17 protein-coding genes are annotated in these 16471 nt (G+C 67.0%); 13 read left to right on the top strand and 4 right to left on the bottom strand.

The annotated features are described in order from the left end of the window. The first annotated feature begins 3 nt into the window (after nt 1-3). On the top strand, nt 4-1761 hold the full coding sequence (locus ACTT2I_RS07805) for an EAL domain-containing protein (protein WP_421100336.1): 1758 nt from the start codon (nt 4-6) through the stop codon (nt 1759-1761). A 113-nt stretch (nt 1762-1874) separates the two neighbouring features. On the opposite strand, the gene ACTT2I_RS07800 is transcribed toward ACTT2I_RS07805, so the two are convergent. The 4 genes from ACTT2I_RS07800 to flgA all read right to left on the bottom strand — a co-directional run bounded on the left by ACTT2I_RS07800 (nt 1875) and on the right by flgA (nt 4578). Beyond that, nucleotides 1875-3104, bottom strand: coding sequence for an ATP-binding protein (locus ACTT2I_RS07800; RefSeq protein WP_421100337.1), 1230 nt, complete (start codon nt 3102-3104; stop codon nt 1875-1877). A 79-nt stretch (nt 3105-3183) separates the two neighbouring features. After that, complete coding sequence (locus tag ACTT2I_RS07795; RefSeq protein WP_172407607.1) at nt 3184-3516, bottom strand: flagellar protein FlgN; 333 nt, start codon at nt 3514-3516, stop codon at nt 3184-3186. A gap of 2 nt (nt 3517-3518) precedes the next feature. After that, the gene (gene flgM, locus ACTT2I_RS07790; protein WP_088435084.1) at nt 3519-3821 is read right to left on the bottom strand and encodes a flagellar biosynthesis anti-sigma factor FlgM; all 303 of its coding nucleotides are present in this window, start codon (nt 3819-3821) and stop codon (nt 3519-3521) included. A 109-nt stretch (nt 3822-3930) separates the two neighbouring features. Continuing rightward, nucleotides 3931-4578 (bottom strand): flagellar basal body P-ring formation chaperone FlgA, encoded by a 648-nt coding sequence (gene flgA, locus ACTT2I_RS07785; protein WP_088435083.1) that lies wholly within the window; start codon nt 4576-4578, stop codon nt 3931-3933. 105 nt (nt 4579-4683) lie between these two features. Between flgA and ACTT2I_RS07780 the strand changes: the two genes are divergently transcribed. From ACTT2I_RS07780 to flgL, 12 genes are all read left to right on the top strand, one after another. Further along, on the top strand, nt 4684-5628 hold the full coding sequence (locus ACTT2I_RS07780) for a chemotaxis protein (RefSeq protein WP_088435113.1): 945 nt from the start codon (nt 4684-4686) through the stop codon (nt 5626-5628). 150 nt (nt 5629-5778) lie between these two features. After that, complete coding sequence (gene flgB / locus ACTT2I_RS07775; RefSeq protein ID WP_088435082.1) at nt 5779-6174, top strand: flagellar basal body rod protein FlgB; 396 nt, start codon at nt 5779-5781, stop codon at nt 6172-6174. 3 nt (nt 6175-6177) lie between these two features. Beyond that, on the top strand, nt 6178-6585 hold the full coding sequence (flgC, locus tag ACTT2I_RS07770) for a flagellar basal body rod protein FlgC (protein ID WP_088435081.1): 408 nt from the start codon (nt 6178-6180) through the stop codon (nt 6583-6585). Between the two features lie 26 nt (nt 6586-6611). Next, nucleotides 6612-7298 carry a flagellar hook assembly protein FlgD gene (locus ACTT2I_RS07765; RefSeq protein ID WP_088435080.1) on the top strand — a complete coding sequence of 229 codons (687 nt, stop codon included), beginning with the start codon at nt 6612-6614 and terminating at the stop codon, nt 7296-7298. Nucleotides 7299-7329: 31 nt separating this feature from the next. Continuing rightward, nucleotides 7330-8553 (top strand): flagellar hook protein FlgE, encoded by a 1224-nt coding sequence (gene flgE / locus ACTT2I_RS07760; RefSeq protein WP_088435079.1) that lies wholly within the window; start codon nt 7330-7332, stop codon nt 8551-8553. A 32-nt stretch (nt 8554-8585) separates the two neighbouring features. Next, nucleotides 8586-9341, top strand: a complete 756-nt coding sequence (locus ACTT2I_RS07755; RefSeq protein ID WP_088435078.1) for a flagellar basal body rod protein FlgF — start codon at nt 8586-8588, stop codon at nt 9339-9341. A 105-nt stretch (nt 9342-9446) separates the two neighbouring features. Further along, a complete protein-coding gene (flgG, locus tag ACTT2I_RS07750; RefSeq protein WP_088435077.1) occupies nt 9447-10232 on the top strand; it encodes a flagellar basal-body rod protein FlgG in 786 nt (261 codons plus the stop codon). A 22-nt stretch (nt 10233-10254) separates the two neighbouring features. Then, nucleotides 10255-10947: a flagellar basal body L-ring protein FlgH gene (gene flgH / locus ACTT2I_RS07745; RefSeq protein WP_293981224.1), complete on the top strand. Its 693-nt coding sequence runs from the start codon at nt 10255-10257 to the stop codon at nt 10945-10947. A gap of 91 nt (nt 10948-11038) precedes the next feature. Beyond that, nucleotides 11039-12139: a flagellar basal body P-ring protein FlgI gene (locus ACTT2I_RS07740; RefSeq protein WP_421100431.1), complete on the top strand. Its 1101-nt coding sequence runs from the start codon at nt 11039-11041 to the stop codon at nt 12137-12139. Between the two features lies 1 nt (nt 12140). Beyond that, nucleotides 12141-13355, top strand: coding sequence for a flagellar assembly peptidoglycan hydrolase FlgJ (gene flgJ / locus ACTT2I_RS07735; RefSeq protein WP_421100338.1), 1215 nt, complete (start codon nt 12141-12143; stop codon nt 13353-13355). Nucleotides 13356-13363: 8 nt separating this feature from the next. Next, a complete protein-coding gene (gene flgK, locus ACTT2I_RS07730) occupies nt 13364-15244 on the top strand; it encodes a flagellar hook-associated protein FlgK (protein WP_421100339.1) in 1881 nt (626 codons plus the stop codon). Continuing rightward, on the top strand, nt 15241-16443 hold the full coding sequence (gene flgL / locus ACTT2I_RS07725; RefSeq protein ID WP_421100340.1) for a flagellar hook-associated protein FlgL: 1203 nt from the start codon (nt 15241-15243) through the stop codon (nt 16441-16443). Before flgK ends, flgL begins: the two co-directional genes overlap by 4 nt. Nucleotides 16444-16471: the final 28 nt, after the last annotated feature.

Here is a 16471-nt window from a genome sequence, read left to right as displayed (position 1 = left end):
CTCATGTGGAACCCTTCTCTGCCCCTGGTCAGCATCGAGGACGCCCCGCCCCGCCTGGGCGCCGGCAACCCCGAACTGCAGGCGATGGTGACCGAGGCCGCCTCCGGCGGCACGCCGCTGATGCTCATGCACGTGGATATCGACCACTTCGCCTCGGTCAACGAGAACATGAGCGCCGAGGTCGGCGACCAGGCCCTGGTGCTGGTCGCCCAGCGCCTGCAGCACCACCTGCGCGGCCGCGGCAAGCTGTGGCGCCACGGCAGCGATGAATTCCTGCTGGCGGTGCCACGCACTGCCGACATGCCGCTGCCCGAGGACCTGGCCGAGGAGATCCGCCAGCAGCTGGAACTGCCGCTGTCGGTGCTGCCGTACACGCTGTTCATGACCGGCAAACTGGGCGTGAGCCTGTGCCCGGAGCACGCCACCGGCGTCTCGCGCCTGCTCGACCACGCCGAGGATGCGCTGTACCAGGCCGCCCGCGAGGGTGGCAATGCGGTGCGCATCCACGCGGTGGATACGCCCTCCAGCGCCCACAGCGAGAGCATCATCGCGCGCCAGATTGTCGACGCGATCCCCAATGGCGAGCTCAAGCTGCGTTACCAGCCGCTGGTCAGCGCCCGCGATGGCCACGTGGTCGGCATGGAAGCGCTGCTGCGCTGGCAATCGCCCACCCTGGGCATGCTGGTGCCGGAGCGTTTCATGCGCACGGCCGAACGGCTGGGCATCATCGTGCAGATCGGCACCTGGGTGCTGGAAGGCGCGCTCAAGCAGGCCAAGCTGTGGCGCGACCAGGGCTTTGATGACTTCACCATCGCGGTGAACGTGTCCACCCTGCAGCTGCTGCGCCCGAACTTCTTCGCCGAGGTGATGTCGCTGATGCAGGCCGCCGGTGTGCCGGCGCAGATGCTGACGCTGGAGATCAACGAAAGCGCGCTGACCAACAACGTCAACTTCGTGCACGAAACCCTGGTCAACCTGCGCAACGAAGGCATCAGCCTGAGCCTGGACAACTTCGGCACCGGCGATTCCAGCCTCAGCGCGCTGGTCCGCTACCCGGTGGACAAGCTCAAGATCGACCGCAGCTTCATCAAGAGCGCGCCGGCCGGCAACCGCGAGGCGGCCATTGCCCGCGCGATCATCGCCATGGGCCACCAGCTGGGCATGACGGTGATTGCCAACGGGGTGGAGTCGCAGGCGCAACTGGGCTTCCTGCGCCGCAACGACTGCGATGTATTCCAGGGCTATCTGTTCGGTGAGCCGATGTCCGCCGATGCTGCGGGCATGACCCTGCGCCGCCGTTACCTGCGCCCGGAGGCCTTCGCCGAGACGCGCCCGGACCGCACGCTGCTGCTGCTGGACGACGAAGAGAACGTGCTGCGCTCGCTGGTGCGTCTGTTCCGCCGCGACGGGTACCGGATCCTGGCCGCGGGCAACGTGCGCGATGCCTTCGATCTGCTGGCCATCAACGAGGTGCAGGTGATCCTGTCCGACCAGCGCATGAGCGACATGAGCGGCACCGAGTTCCTGGGCCGGGTCAAGATGCTCTACCCGGATACGATCCGCCTGGTACTGTCCGGCTACACCGACCTCAACACCGTGACCGACGCAATCAACCGCGGCGCGATCTATCGCTTCCTGACCAAGCCGTGGAACGATGACGAGCTGCGCAAGCACATCCACCAGGCGTTCCGCACGCATGAGGAACAGCGGCGTGCGAACACCGCACCCGCGCCGGCGCTGCCGACGGTGGACGAGGATTGAGAGCGCCAGAGATTTCGGTAGAGCCGACCGTCGGTCGACTGCTCTTCCCCACCCGAAGGGATCTGTGAAAGCCCCCGCAATGCCGGCCAGCGGCCGGCAAGGCCATTGCTGGATCAGCGCGGCTGCTTGATCGGCAGTACCAGCCTGAATTTGGAGCCCACGCCCGGCGTGCTCTCCAGGTCGATGCGGCCGTGGTGCTTGTTGATGATGCTGTAGGAGATCGACAGGCCCAACCCGGTGCCGCTGCCCACCGGCTTGGTGGTGAAGAACGGATCGAAGATGCGCTGGCGCAGCTCCGGCGAGATACCGCCGCCGGTGTCTTCGAATTCCACCCAGACGGTATCGCCCTCCACCCCGGTGCGAACATGGATCGTGCCGCGGTCGGCAATGGCGTGGCCGGCATTGAGCAGCAGGTTCATGTAGACCTGGTTCAACTCCGAGGGCAGGCACTCCACCAGCGGCAGCTGGCCGAATTCGCGGTGCAGGGTCACCTTGTACTTGAGCTCGTTCCAGATGATGTTGATCGTGGATTCCAGGCCCGCATGCAGGTCCACCAGTTTCCACGACTCATCGCGTCCGGAATACGAGAAGTCCTTCAGATCGCGCACGATCCGGGTCACCCGCTCGATGCCCTCGCGCGATTCGGCCATCAGCTGCGGCAGGTCGCGGCTGATGAAGTCGATGTCGAAGCGCTGACGGATGTCGTCGATTTCCGGGATCAACGCCTTGGGATCCGGTGCACGCAGGGCACGCTCGTAGGCTTCGATCACGGTGAACAGGCTGCGCAGGTATTCCTGCAGGCTGCCCAGGTTGGAGTGCACATAGCCGATCGGGTTGTTGATCTCGTGCGCCACGCCGGCGGCGAGTTGGCCGATGGAGGCCATCTTCTCCGACTGCAGCAGCTTTTCCTGGGTGCCGTTGAGGCGCAGGTAGGCCTGGCGCAGCTCGGCATGGCGCTGCTGCAGCTCGCGCTCGTAGTCTTCCTGGCCTTCAATGCGGCGGAACAGGGCCAGATAGTGGCGCTGGCCGCCATCGTCATGATGGTAGACATGGGCGATGACCATGCGCTCGCCGACCGGCAGGCTGCCGTTCCAGTGGCCGTTGAGGCGCGCCTGTTCCAACGCGTCCGGTGGCAGCAGCTGGCGCAGCCATTGCGCCGGGGTCAGCCCGGCATCGCGTTCGGCCTGGCCGAGGATCTCGCTGACGGCGGCATTGGCCAGGGCCACGCTGCCATCCTCACGGAACAGCAGCACGCCCTCCTTGATCCGTTCAAACAAGGCAAGCAGGACCGGATGCGGAGGCAACGGGGCGGTGACAAGGGCGGAAGTTACGGTCACGGTCACATCGAGGCGGCTGGAAACAGGCGCTCAATATACGCGGTGACGTTCACATCGGCAGCCGGGGGCCGCCGGACAGGGCGGATCAGGCAACCGCGAGCGGCCGCCGGGTGTTGAGCGTATGCGACTGCCCCTTGGCATCGTAGGCCGCGGCATCCTCGCTGCGGCCCAGCTGGCGCAGGGCCCAGTTGACCTCGCGGCGCCGCCGCGAGAGCAGCACGCCGTTGGCGCGGTTGCGCTCGGCCAGCTCCTGCACGCGCTCGGCCTGGCCGAGCGGCAGCGCGGCTTCGAGTGCCCGCAGGGCCTCCAGCTTGGCACCGGTCGCACGGATCAGGGCCTGCACGTCATGCTCGACCAATGCCTGGCGTTCGACGTCCAAGGCATCGCTGAGGCGCTGCAGCGGCTCGCTCATCGCCAGCTTCATCCCTGCAGCTGCTGGTCCAGCTCGAGCATGCGCGAAGCGATCGCGTCCGGATTGATCTTGTAAGTGCCGTTCTGCAGCGAATCACGCACGGCCTGCACACGCGCCGCGTCGATCGCCGGGGCGGTGGACAGCTCGCGCTGCATCGCCTGCAGGCTGGTGGCTTCGCCGGTCAGGCGCAGGCTGTCAGCGGCTTCCACCGGGCGGGCCGGGGCATCGGTGCTGACGCTCGGCTTGTTGCCGGGAGCGACGCTGCGCAGATGGGCGGTGGCCTGCAGGTTGCCGTCGATTTTCTGGCTCATGGAGTTGTCCTGGGAATGCGGTTCACAAGGGATAACGGCCGGTCAGGCGCCATCTTTAGGGGAATATTGCAGGTTTGACGGGAAAAGTGGCCCGTATTCACACTCGTGTTCAGCGCGTCACTAAAACGTCACCGCTGGCCGCGACGGTACCCTGCACGATCTTGCGGGACGACAGGTTCTCGACCGAGACCCGCTCGTTCTCGCCGGCATCGGCCATGGCGCGCCCGGCAACCCGGACCTCCACCCCGCCCCGCCGCGACACCAGCGCGACACTGTCGCCCCGGCGCACCAGGCGCTGCGCGACCAGATCATTGGCCGAGAGCAGGCTGCCGGCACTGAGGGTCCTGCGCGCCACGCGGCCGACGGCGGCGGCCGGATCGGCCAATGCAGCGCCGGCGATCCGGGCCGCATCACGCTGGCCAGTGGTGATATCGGCCGCCGCCAGGGTTTCTCCAGCGGCCACGCCACGATTGAGAATGAGGACGGTCTGGTTGCGGCGCACCTTGACCGGAACGAACAGGCGCCAGCCACCCGCATCGGGACAGCTGACCTCCACGGTGCTGGTGCCGGTCGGCTGGGCCGCCAGCGGCTGGCCGCACGCCGGCAGGCGCAATGCCGAATCCAGGGTGGTGTCGCCTTCACTGCCGGCCGGCAAGGTGCCCAGCGCGGCCTGGCGGATGCTGTCCACCGGCTGCCAGCCACCGGCCGCCCAGGCGGGCGCCGCCAGCAGCAGCGCGGCAAAGACAAGAGAACGCATGGGCACTCCATGGGCAATGAACATGGGCAGCACGATGCAAGCCGCATGCCGAACCGGTGCGCGCGCGGCGCTCAAGTCGCCGCCACTGCCGCCGATACCAAGCCCATGTCCCATGACCTGCTCAACCGCATCGACCAGCGTACGCGACTGGCCGGCCACAATCGTCTGGCCCTGCTGCTGTTCCGGCTGGGCGGACGTCAGCTTTTTGGCGTGAATGTCTTCAAGGTGCAGGAAGTCCTGCGGCGCCCGGATCTGTTCCAGGTGCCCGGGCTGCCCAGCCAGTTCGCCGGTGTGGCCGATGTGCGTGGCCGCTCGGTGCCGGTGCTGGACCTGGGCCTGGCGATCGGCCACCCCGAGCGTGAGCCCGATGCCGACAAGGCGCCGGGCTACCTGGTGGTGACCGAGTTCAACCGCTCCATCCAGGGCTTCCTGGTCAGCGGCGTGGAACGCATCGTCAATATCGCGGTGGAAGACATCCATCCGCCGCCGGAGCTGGGTGCCGAATCGAGCTACCTGACGGCCGTGACCCGCTTCCAGGGCGAGCTGATCCAGGTGATCGACGTGGAAAGCGTGCTGGCCGACATCGCCGAAATCCGCGGTGAAGCGGTGCTGGATCCCTCCATGGCCCTGCCCCCCGGCGCCCCGCCGATGCAGGTGCTGGTGGTGGACGACTCGCGCGTGGCCCGCCAGCAGATCCGCAGCGTGCTGGACCAGCTGGGGGTCGGGGCGACCCTGCTTTCCGATGGCAAGCAGGCGCTGGACCACCTGCTGCAGATCCACGCCTCGGGCGAGAACCCGGCCGAGCGCTACGCCATGGTGATCTCCGATATCGAGATGCCGGCGATGGACGGCTACACCCTGACGACGGAAATCCGGCGTCACCCGGGCCTGGCCGGCCTGTACGTGTTGCTGCACACCTCCCTGTCGGGCGTGTTCAACAACGCCATGGTGGAACGCGTCGGCGCGAACGCGTTCGTGGCCAAGTACTCCCCGCATGAGCTGGCGGACTTCCTGCTGGACCGCCTGCGGAAGGTGGCGATGGCGGCCTGAAGGCCGGGGCTGTTGGCTGAATCCCCGCGTGGCGTGGCTCTGCCTGGCGCGGTGAATTTCCCGGCGTGAACCTGCCGCCGGGCACCGTCGCGCCCTGCCCTCTGGCACGCCGCTTGCACTGCCCCAGGCATCGTCCCGTGGGAGTGCGTCATGCCCAATCTGATTTCGAACTATCTGGGTGTCCATGCCCAGGCCATGCCGTTGCGCGAGCAGCGGATGAAGCTGATCGCCAGCAACCTGAGCAATGCCGACACCCCCGGGTACAAGGCCCAGGACCTGGATTTCGATGCCGCCCTGCGCAATGCCCAGGGGCTGGATGCCAACGGTCTGATGAAGACCACCAACGAAAAGCACTATGAGATCGGCGGCGGGTTGAACCCGTTCCAGATCGCCAAGGAAGGCGTGCAGCCGAGCATCGACGGCAACACCGTCGACCCGGACGCCGAACGTGCTGCCTACGGCCGCGCCGCGCTGGAATACCGCGCCTCGCTGAGCTTCGTCGAATCCAAGGTGCGCTCGATGCTCACCGCGATCACGGGGCAATAAGCCATGAGCAATCTGCCCATCTTCGATATCGCCGGCTCCGCGCTGCAGGCGCAGTCCGTGCGCATGAGCACCATCGCCTCCAACCTCTCCAACGCCGACACCGTCGCCGGTTCGGCCGATGCGGTCTACAAGCCGCTTGAGCCGATCTTCCAGTCGGTGACCAGCCGCACCGATCCGAACATCACCACGGTGCAGGTCAAGGAAATCAGCCAGAGCAACGCCGCGCCGATCCAGCGCTACGAGCCGGGCCACCCGCTGGCCGATGCCGATGGCTACATCTACCAGCCCGACGTGGACCCGGTCGCGCAGATGGTCAACCTGATCTCGACCTCGCGCAATTACCAGGCGGGCGTGGAAATGCTGACCACCGCCAAGGAACTGGCGCTGGCCACGCTGACCATGGGTCGCTGACCCTCTTACCGCAGGAATCCCCTCCCATGAGCAGCACCAACGGCGTTGGCCAGAACAACAGCGACATCTACAGCGCGCTGGGCCTGAACGCGCCCAACAGCGACACCAGCAAGAAGAAAAGCACGCTGGACCAGGCCGATTTCATGCGCCTGATGACCGAGCAGCTGCGTCACCAGGATCCGCTCAAGCCGATGGACAACACCCAGATGGTCGCGCAGATGGCGCAGCTGTCGCAGGTCCAGGGCATCACCGATCTCAACAACACGGTCAAGGGTTTCCAGGATTCGATGTCCAGCGACCAGATCCTGCGCGGCGCGGCGCTGGTCGGGCACGAAGTCCTGGTGCCGTCGGAAAAGCTGGCGCTGGAGAAGGAAGGCGATGTGACCGGCATGGTCGCCGCGCCCGGCGCCGGCTTCGTGACGGTGGACATCACCGATGCGAACGGCGTCAAGGTCAACCAGATCAGCGTGGAGGCCAAGGCCTCCGGCGAAGTCACCTTCGATTGGGACGGCAAGGACGCCAACGGCAACCGCATGGCCGAAGGCACCTACACCATCGCCGCCTCGCACACCGATACCGCCGGCACCAAGACCAAGCTCAACACCTACGTGCAGGCCCCGGTGGAGAGCGTCACGGTCGGCACGGACGGCCTGTACCTCAACCTCAAGGGTCTGGGCACGGCCCCGATCGACTACGTGCTCCGCATCAGCTGAGCCGCCTTACCCGCATCCACAGGAGCATCCCATGGGCTTCAACGTCTCGTTGTCCGGCATCAACGCAGCCAATGCCGATCTGAACGTCACGGCGAACAACATCGCCAACGTCAACACCACCGGCTTCAAGCAGTCGCGCGCGGAGTTCGCCGATCTGTTCTCGGCCACCAGCTATGGCCTGTCCAAGAACGCGGTCGGCTCGGGCGTGCGCCTGACCAACGTCGCCCAGCAGTTCTCGCAGGGCAACAACGAACAGACCGGGCGCAGCCTGGACATGGCCATTTCCGGTGAGGGCTTCTTCACCCTGACCATGAACGGTGCCCGCGTCTACTCGCGCGCCGGCAACTTCCAGACCGACCAGGCCGGTTACGTGACCAACCCGCAGGGCGCGCGCCTGCAGGTGTTCGCCCCGAATGCCGACGGCACCAACTTCGACGCCGGCCGCCTGACCGATCTGCAGCTGCTGACCACCGACAGCCCGCCCAAGCAGACCGGCAAGGTCGACGTCAGCTTCACCCTGCCGGCCAACGCCAAGCAACCGACGGTCCAGGCCTTCGACCCGACCGATTCCAACAGCTACAACCACTCCACCGGTGGCATCACCGTGTACGACTCGCTGGGCGTGAGCCACACCCAGACGTCCTACTTCGTGAAGACCGAAAACCCCAACGAGTGGCAGGTCTACAACTACGTGGACGGCAAGGCCGCCGGTACGCCGACGCTGCTGAAGTTCTCCGACAGCGGCGCGCTGACCGAGCCGGCCAACGGCCAGATCGTCATGGATCCGTTCACCCCGACCACCGGCGCCGGCGTGCTGTCGATGTCGCTGAACCTGAGCGGCTCGACCCAGTACGGCGAGAAGTTCGCGCTGCGCAACACCCAGCAGGACGGTTACGCAGCCGGCAAGCTCAACGAGATCACCGTCTCCGAGGAAGGCATCGTCTACGCGCGTTACTCCAACGGCGACGACAAGCCGCTGGGCCAGGTCGCGCTGACCACCTTCAACAACGCACAGGGCCTGGAAGCCAAGGGCAACAACCTGTGGGTGGAGAGTTTCGCCTCCGGCACCCCGCGTACCGGTTCGCCGGACAGCTCCAACCTGGGCAAGATCCAGGCCGGTTCGCTGGAAGCCTCCACGGTCGACCTGACCGAGCAGCTGGTCAACATGATCACTGCCCAGCGCAACTTCCAGGCCAACTCGCAGATGGTCTCCACCCAGGACCAGATCACCCAGACCATCATCAACCTGCGTTGATGAGCCACTGACCGCAACACGGGAACACACCGATGGACAAGGCACTCTACGTCGCGATGACCGGTGCACGCGCTTCCCTGCAGGCGCAGGGCACGCTGTCGCACAATCTGGCCAACACCGATACCCCCGGCTTCAAGGAGGCACTCGCCAATACCGAGGCCTTCCCGATCAAGGGGACCGGCTACGCCTCGCGCGTGGATGCCCTGCACGTGGACGCCGGCTTCAACCGGCGCATGGGCGCCCAGCAGATCACCGGCAACCCGCTGGATCTGTCCCTGCAGGCCGGCAACTGGCTGGCCGTGCAGGCGCCCGGCGCCAATGGTGGCGAAGCGTATACGCGTGGCGCGGCACTCTCGATCACGCCCAATGGCCAGCTGGTGACCGCCGGCGGCCATCCCGTGCTGGATGAGAACAGCAATCCGATCGCGATCCCGCCGCACCAGGCGATGGACATCGGCAACGACGGCACGATCTCGATCATTCCGCTGGGCGAAGGCCCGCAGACGATGGCCAACGTTGGCCGCATCCGCGTGGTGCAGGCCGACGACGCGCGGCTGGAACGCGGCCTGGACGGCCTGATGCGCAACAACGACCCGCAGCAGCCGTTCGTGCAGGCCCAGGGCAAATCGCTGGAAAGCGGCCAGCTGGAAGGCAGCAACGTCGATGCCGCCGGTGCGCTGGTGCAGATGATCCAGCTGCAGCGCCAGTACGAAATGCAGGTGAAGGTGATCAAGCACGGCGACGACAACGCCCGCAGCGCCAACAGCCTGCTGCGCCTGGGCGGCTGACCGCCGCCAGTGACGTAATCCCGGCGCGGTTCTGGCACGCGCCATGCATTGCCCTTCGCAAGGGCCGCACCACGCGGCCATCCGCTACAACACAGGAATGACGCCATGAACCAGGCATTGTGGATCGCCAAGACCGGACTGGATGCGCAGCAGACGCGCATGTCGGTGGTTTCCAACAACCTCGCCAACACCAACACCACCGGTTTCAAGCAGGACCGTGCCAGCTTCGAAGACCTGCTGTACCAGCAGGTCCGTCAGCCGGGCGGTTCCTCTTCGGCGCAGACGCAGCTGCCCTCGGGCCTGCAGCTCGGCACCGGCGTGCGCGTGGTCGCCACCTCCAAGAACTTCGAGCAGGGCAGCCAGCAGCAGACCGGCCGCGCGCTGGATGTGATGGTCAATGGCCGCGGCTTCTTTGAAGTGCAGATGCCGGACGGCTCCTCGGCCTACACCCGCGATGGCTCGTTCCAGCGCAACCAGGATGGCGAGCTGGTCACCAACAGCGGCTACCCGGTGCAGCCGGGCATCCAGATTCCGGAAGGCGCGCAATCGCTGACCATCGGCACCGACGGCACCATCAGCGTGAAGATGGCCGACGACGCCGCCTCGGTGGAAATCGGCGCGCTGACCCTGACCGACTTCGTCAATCCGGCCGGCCTGCAGGCCCGCGGTGAAAACCTGTTCCTGGAAACCACCGCCTCCGGCCCGGCGCAGAACGGCAATCCCGGCCTCAACGGCCTGGGCACCGTGGTGCAGGGAGCGCTGGAAGGCAGCAACGTCAACGTGGTGGAAGAGCTGGTCTCGATGATCGAAACCCAGCGCGCCTACGAAATGAACGCCAAGGCGATCTCCACCACCGACGCGATGCTCGGCTACCTCAACCAGAACGTCTGATCGGTCGACCCGGGAACCTGCCATGTCGCGTCTTGCCCCTACCCTCCGCCTGCTCGCCGCCGCCGTCATCGTCGCCACCCTGAGTGGCTGCGTGATCGCCGGCGATGTCCGGCCCTACCCGGCCATGGCCCCGGTCGAACCGATCATGCCGCCGTCGGCCCAGGCCACCGCCGGCGCGATCTACGCCGCCGGCCCGGGCCTGCAGCTGTACTCGGACCGTCGCGCCCGCGATGTCGGTGACCTGCTCACGATCACCCTGACCGAGAACACCACCGCGCAGACCACCGCCAACACCTCCACCTCGAAAGAGTCGGAGCTGAGCATCGGCACGCCGACGATCTTCGGCGCGCCGGTCACGCTGGGCGGGAAGGACATCCTCAGTGCCAGCGCCGCCGGCTCGCGCGATTTCACCGGCAAGGGCACCAGCGCGCAGAGCAACCGCCTGCAGGGCAGCGTGACCGTCACGGTGATCCAGCGCCTGCCCAACGGCAACCTGGTCGTGCAGGGTGCGAAGAACCTGCGCCTGAACCGTGGCGATGAGCTGGTGCAGGTGCAGGGCATCGTGCGCGCCGCCGACATCTTCCCGGACAACACCATTCCCTCCAGCCGTGTTGCCGATGCCCGCATCGTCTACGGCGGCCGCGGCGCGATCGCCCAGTCCAACGCGATGGGCTGGCTGAGCCGCTTCTTCAACTCGGCGCTGGCGCCGTACTGAGCCTGACATGACTTTCTCCCTCTCCCTGTTCCGGCATCGTCGCGTGGTGTCGTTCCACCCGACGGCGCAGCGACGCGCGGCCTCGCACCACATGCTGCGCACGCTGCTGGCACTGCTGGCCGTGTTCGCGCTGGTCGCGCCCGCCTCCGCCGAGCGCATCAAGGACCTGGCCCAGGTCGGCGGCGTGCGCGGCAACGCGCTGGTCGGCTACGGCCTGGTGGTCGGCCTGGATGGCAGCGGCGACCGCACCAGCCAGGCGCCGTTCACCGTGCAGAGCCTGAAGAACCTGCTTGGCGAACTGGGCGTCAACGTACCCGCCAACGTCAATCCGCAGCTGAAGAACGTGGCGGCCGTGGCCATCCACGCCGAGCTGCCGCCGTTCGCCAAGCCCGGCCAGCCGATCGACATCACCGTCTCCTCCGTAGGCAACGCGGTCTCGCTGCGCGGCGGCTCGCTGTTGATGGCGCCGCTGCGCGGTGCCGATGGTCAGGTCTATGCGATCGCGCAGGGCAACCTGATCGTGGGCGGCTTCGGTGCACAGGGCAAGGATGGCTCGCGGGTCTCGGTCAACGTGCCCAGCGTCGGCCGCATTCCGAACGGTGCGACCGTCGAACGCGCACTGCCGGACGTGTTCAGCGGCGGTGGCGACATCACCCTGAACCTGCACAAGAACGACTTCACCACCGTCTCGCGGATGGTCTCGGCATTGAACAATGCGTTCGGTGAAGGCGCCGCCCGCGCGATCGATGGCGTCACCGTCGCGGTCAACGCGCCGTCTGATCCGGGCGCGCGCATCGGCCTGCTGGCCCGCATTGAAAACCTGGAGCTCACCCCGGGCAGTGCGCCGGCCAAGGTGGTGGTCAACTCGCGCACCGGCACCGTGGTGATCGGCGCACAGGTCCGCGTCGGTGCCGCAGCGATCTCGCACGGCTCGCTGACGGTGACCATCAACGAAAACGCCAACGTCAGCCAGCCGGGTGCGTTCAGTGGCGGCCAGACCGTGGTAACCCCGCAGTCCACCATCACCGCAACCAACGATGGCAGCCGCATGTTCAAGTTCAGCGGCGGCACCACCCTGGATGAAATCGTGCACGCGGTGAACGCCGTGGGCGCGGCCCCGGGCGATCTGATCGCCATTCTGGAAGCCCTCAAGCAGGCCGGTGCGCTCAGCGCCGAACTCGAGGTGATCTGACATGCGCATTCAACCGGCTCTGGAACTCAATCCCGCCCAGCCCAACAGCCCGGCCAAGGTCGACAAGGTCGCCCGGCAGCTGGAAGGCCAGTTCGCGCAGATGCTGATCAAGAGCATGCGTGACGCGAGTTTCGGCGATTCGCTGTTCCCCGGCGAAAACACCATGTTCCGTGAGATGTATGACCAGAAGATCGCCGATGCGATGACCCGTGGCCGCGGCCTGGGGCTGTCGAGCATGATCGCGCGCCAGCTGGGCGGCGCCGAGGGTGAAACGGCCAAGCCGGTCGACACCGCGCTCAACCCGGCCGCCGCCCTGCGTGCCTATCAACTCAACGCACCGGCGGCCGCCCTGCCGCTGCCGGCCGGCACCGCACCGTCGGCGCCGCGCGAGGTCGATCTGCTGCAGCAGCTGGGCGGCAGTGAGCCTTCCGCCGTGCTGCAGCCGATGGAACGCGCCCTGGACCTGATCGCCGGCCGTGAAAGCAGCCAGATGCATGAGGCGATCGGCCGCAGCGATCCCTACGCAGCAGTCGCCGATTCCGATCCGGCCAGCACCAACTGGGCCCTGGCCGATGACCGCTGGACAGGCGTCAACCGCACCGCGGCCACCGGCCCCAATGCGGTCGACACCCTGGCCGCCACGACGGCCGCCGCCGAACTCGGCCCACACACGCCCGAAGGCTTCGTGGCCAGCATCTGGGGCCATGCCCAGCAGGCCGCGCGCGAGCTCGGTGTGGATGCCAAGGCACTGGTCGCCCAGGCCGCGCTGGAAACCGGCTGGGGCCGCAAGCTGGTCCGCCGCAGTGGCGGCGACAGCTCGCACAACCTGTTCGGGATCAAGGCCAACGGCTGGCAGGGCGAACGCGCCACCAGCGGCACCCATGAATACGTCAATGGCGTGCGCCGTAACGAAACGGCGAGCTTCCGCGCCTACAACTCGGTCGGGGAGAGCTTCGCCGACTACGTGCGCCTGCTGAAGACCAGCCCGCGCTACCAGAACGCCCTGCAGGCCGGCAGCAACGTGCGCAGCTTCGCGCAGGGGCTGCAGCGCGCCGGCTACGCCACCGACCCAACCTACGCGGCCAAGATCGCCGCGATCGCCGGCGGCCCGACCATCGAGCGCGCCGTCGCCGCGGTGAGCGATGCCGGCGAGCGCCTGGGCCGCACCTTTGCCAGCACCGCCAGCCCGACCGGGCTGGGTGTCATCCGTCGTTGAGGTAATCCATGTCCAGCGTACTCTCCACCGGCACCAGCGCCCTGCTCGCCTTCCAGCGGGCCCTGGCGACCACCAGCCATAACGTCGCCAACATCAAGACCCCGGGCTACAGCCGGCAGAAGGTGGATTTCGCCACGGCCGACCCGCAGAACTACGGGTACGGCGACGTGGGCAACGGCACCCGCATCACCGATGTCCGCCGGGTGGCGGACCAGCTGGCGATCTCGCGCCTGCTCGATGGCAGCGGCGAACTGGCGCGCCTGAAGCAGCTCTCGACCATGGCCGACCGGGTGGATGCGATGTTCTCCGACACCGCGACCAACGTTGCCGGGGTGTGGTCCAACTTCTTCGATTCGGTCAGCGGGTTGTCCTCCAATGCCTCCGGCAGCGCCGACCGGCAGAACATGCTCGACAGCGGCAAGACCCTGGCCAACCGCTTCCAGCAGCTCAACACCCAGCTCAACAACCTCAATGGCGAGGTCAACAACGGCCTGATCGCCGGCGCCACCGAGATCAACCGGCTGGCCAAGGAAATCGCCCAGCTCAACGGCGCGATCGGCGGCAATGCCGCCACCGCCGCGCCGGACCTGCTGGATCGCCGCGACCAGCTGATCGCCAACCTGGTCGGCTATACCGGCGGCACGGCGGTGATGCAGGACGGCGGGCTGATGAACGTCTACACCGCTGGCGGCCAGGCCCTGGTGGTCGGCACCACGGCGTCCAAGGTCACCACCGTCACCGATCCCTATCAGCCGGAGCGGCTGCAGCTGGCGCTGGAAAGCCAGGGCCAGAAGATCACCATCGAGAGCAAAACCCTCGGTGGCCAGATCGGTGGGCTGCTGGAGTTCCGCGACACCGTGCTGACCCCGGCCCAGGCCGAGCTGGGCAAGCTGGCGATCGGCATGGCCAGCAGCTTCAACGACGTGCACCGCCAGGGCGCGGACCTGTACGGCAACATGGGCGGTGACTTCTTCACCATCGGCAACCCGCGCGTCACCGCCAACAGCGCCAATGCCGGCACGGCGAGCATGAGCGCCAGCTTCGGCGACCTGTCCAAGCTGGACGGCCAGAACATCGTGATGAAGTTCGATGGCACCCAGTGGCAGGCCACCCGCGCCGACACCGGCGCCGCCATCCCGATGACCGGCACCGGCACCGCGGCCGACCCGCTGGTGCTCAATGGCGTCACGCTGGTCATGAGCGGCACGCCGGCCAAGGATGACCGCTTCCTGCTGCAGCCGACCGCAGGCGTGGCCGGCAGCATGGAAGTGGCGATCACCGACACCTCGCGTATTGCCGCCGCCGCTCCGATCAAGGGCACTGCCGCGATGGCCAATACCGGCGCCGGCAAGCTGACCGGGGTCAAGGTGACCGACCCGGACAACGCCGCGCTGCGCAATCCGGCCGCGATCGTGTTCATCAGTGCCACCGAATACACCATCGATGGCGGCCCCCCCAACACCTACACCGCCGGCCAGACCATCAGCGCCAACGGTTGGAGCTTCGTCCTCGACGGCGCGCCCAAGACCGGCGACACCTTCAACATCGGGCCGACCCCGGCCGGTTCCTCGGACAACAGCAATGCCCTGCTGCTGGCCAAGGTCGAGCAGGCCAAGACCTTCAATGACGGCACGGTCACGCTCAGCGGCGCGGTCGGCGGCCTGACCACCCAGGTCGGCGCGGCCGCCCGCTCGGCCGAGTACTCGCTGCAGGCCCAGCAGGTGATCACCGACCAGGCCCAGGCAGCACGCGACTCGATCTCCGGCGTCAACCTGGATGAAGAAGCCTCGGACATGCTCCGCCTGCAGCAGGCCTACCAGGCCGCCTCGCAGCTGATCTCCACCGCCGACAACATGTTCCAGACCATCCTGGGAGCCGTCTCGCGATGAACAACCGCATTTCCACCGGGATGATGTTCAATCAGTCGGTGTCCCTGATGCTCGCCTCGCAGGCGAAGATGAGCCACCTGGAGCGCCAGATCGCCACCGGCAGCAAGATCGTCACGGCCAAGGACGATCCGGTCTCGGCCGGCAGCGCGGTCGGCCTGGACCGCACCCTGGCCTCGCTGGACCGCATGCAGCTCAACGCCGGCAACGTGCAGAACCGCTTGGGCCTGCAGGAAAACGCGCTGGCCCAGGTGGGCGACATGATGGGCCGCATCACCGAACTCACCATCTACGCCAACAACCCGGGCCTGGCCGCGGCCGACAAGCAATCCATGGTCACGGAAATCGAAGCGATCCGCGGCAATCTGCTCGCGGTGGCCAACAGTACCGACGGTACCGGCCGCTATCTGTTCGGTGGTACGGATGACGGCAGCCCGCCCTTCAGCCAGGTCGATGGCCGCATCGTCTACAACGGCGACCAGAACCAGCGCCAGGTGGAGGTCGGCCCGGACACCTATGTGCTCGATGCCCTGCCCGGCAGCGAGATCTTCATGCGCATCGTCACCGGCGACGGGCATGTGGACGGCAGGGCCAGCGCCGGCAACACCGGCAGCGGCGTGCTGACCAACATCACCCGCGACAGCGACGGCAGCTGGAATGGCGAAGGCTTCAGCGTGCGCTTCACTGGCGCCGACAGCTATGACCTCGTCGATGCCAGCGGCGCCGTGGTCTCCAGCGGCACGCTCAAGACCGGCGACGACCTGGTGGTCAACGGGGTGCGCCTGCATCTCGAAGGCACCCCCGCTGCGGGCGATTCCTTCGAGGTCAGCCCCTCCGCCAGCCGCGACATCTTCAGCACCCTGGATTCGCTGATCGGCGCACTCAAGATGGATACCGGCACCCCCGCCCAGCAGGCGGCCCAGCAGAACCTGCTGCAGAGTGGCCTGCGCGACGTGGCCCGCGCCTCGGAGCGGATGATCGACTCCCGCGCCGCCGGTGGTGCCCAGCTCAAAGCGCTGGACAACGCCTCGGACATGCGGGAATCGAACGTCGTCACGCTCAAGACCACCCTCTCGCAGATGCGCGACCTGGACTACGCCGATGCCCTGAGCCAGTACCAGCTCGAGAAGACCGCCCTGCAGGCGGCCCAGACCCTGTTCTCGCAGATGCAGTCGATGTCGCTGTTCAACATGATCCGCTGACCCCCCCTACAACCCGGGTGGCCTGAAG

The organism is Stenotrophomonas sp. PUT21, from assembly GCF_052232875.1.
Lineage (GTDB): Bacteria > Pseudomonadota > Gammaproteobacteria > Xanthomonadales > Xanthomonadaceae > Stenotrophomonas > Stenotrophomonas maltophilia_N.
This window is presented reverse-complemented; position numbering and strand designations above follow the sequence as displayed.

Coding starts and splice junctions, on each gene's coding strand:
- ACTT2I_RS07805 (WP_421100336.1), top strand. CDS start 4: ATGTGGAACCCTTCTCTGCCCCTGGTCAGCATCGAGGACGCCCCGCCC.
- flgM (WP_088435084.1), bottom strand. CDS start 3,821: ATGAGCCAGAAAATCGACGGCAACCTGCAGGCCACCGCCCATCTGCGC.
- flgA (WP_088435083.1), bottom strand. CDS start 4,578: ATGCGTTCTCTTGTCTTTGCCGCGCTGCTGCTGGCGGCGCCCGCCTGG.
- ACTT2I_RS07780 (WP_088435113.1), top strand. CDS start 4,684: ATGTCCCATGACCTGCTCAACCGCATCGACCAGCGTACGCGACTGGCC.
- flgB (WP_088435082.1), top strand. CDS start 5,779: ATGCCCAATCTGATTTCGAACTATCTGGGTGTCCATGCCCAGGCCATG.
- flgC (WP_088435081.1), top strand. CDS start 6,178: ATGAGCAATCTGCCCATCTTCGATATCGCCGGCTCCGCGCTGCAGGCG.
- ACTT2I_RS07765 (WP_088435080.1), top strand. CDS start 6,612: ATGAGCAGCACCAACGGCGTTGGCCAGAACAACAGCGACATCTACAGC.
- flgE (WP_088435079.1), top strand. CDS start 7,330: ATGGGCTTCAACGTCTCGTTGTCCGGCATCAACGCAGCCAATGCCGAT.
- ACTT2I_RS07755 (WP_088435078.1), top strand. CDS start 8,586: ATGGACAAGGCACTCTACGTCGCGATGACCGGTGCACGCGCTTCCCTG.
- flgG (WP_088435077.1), top strand. CDS start 9,447: ATGAACCAGGCATTGTGGATCGCCAAGACCGGACTGGATGCGCAGCAG.
- flgH (WP_293981224.1), top strand. CDS start 10,255: ATGTCGCGTCTTGCCCCTACCCTCCGCCTGCTCGCCGCCGCCGTCATC.
- ACTT2I_RS07740 (WP_421100431.1), top strand. CDS start 11,039: ATGCTGCGCACGCTGCTGGCACTGCTGGCCGTGTTCGCGCTGGTCGCG.
- flgJ (WP_421100338.1), top strand. CDS start 12,141: ATGCGCATTCAACCGGCTCTGGAACTCAATCCCGCCCAGCCCAACAGC.
- flgK (WP_421100339.1), top strand. CDS start 13,364: ATGTCCAGCGTACTCTCCACCGGCACCAGCGCCCTGCTCGCCTTCCAG.
- flgL (WP_421100340.1), top strand. CDS start 15,241: ATGAACAACCGCATTTCCACCGGGATGATGTTCAATCAGTCGGTGTCC.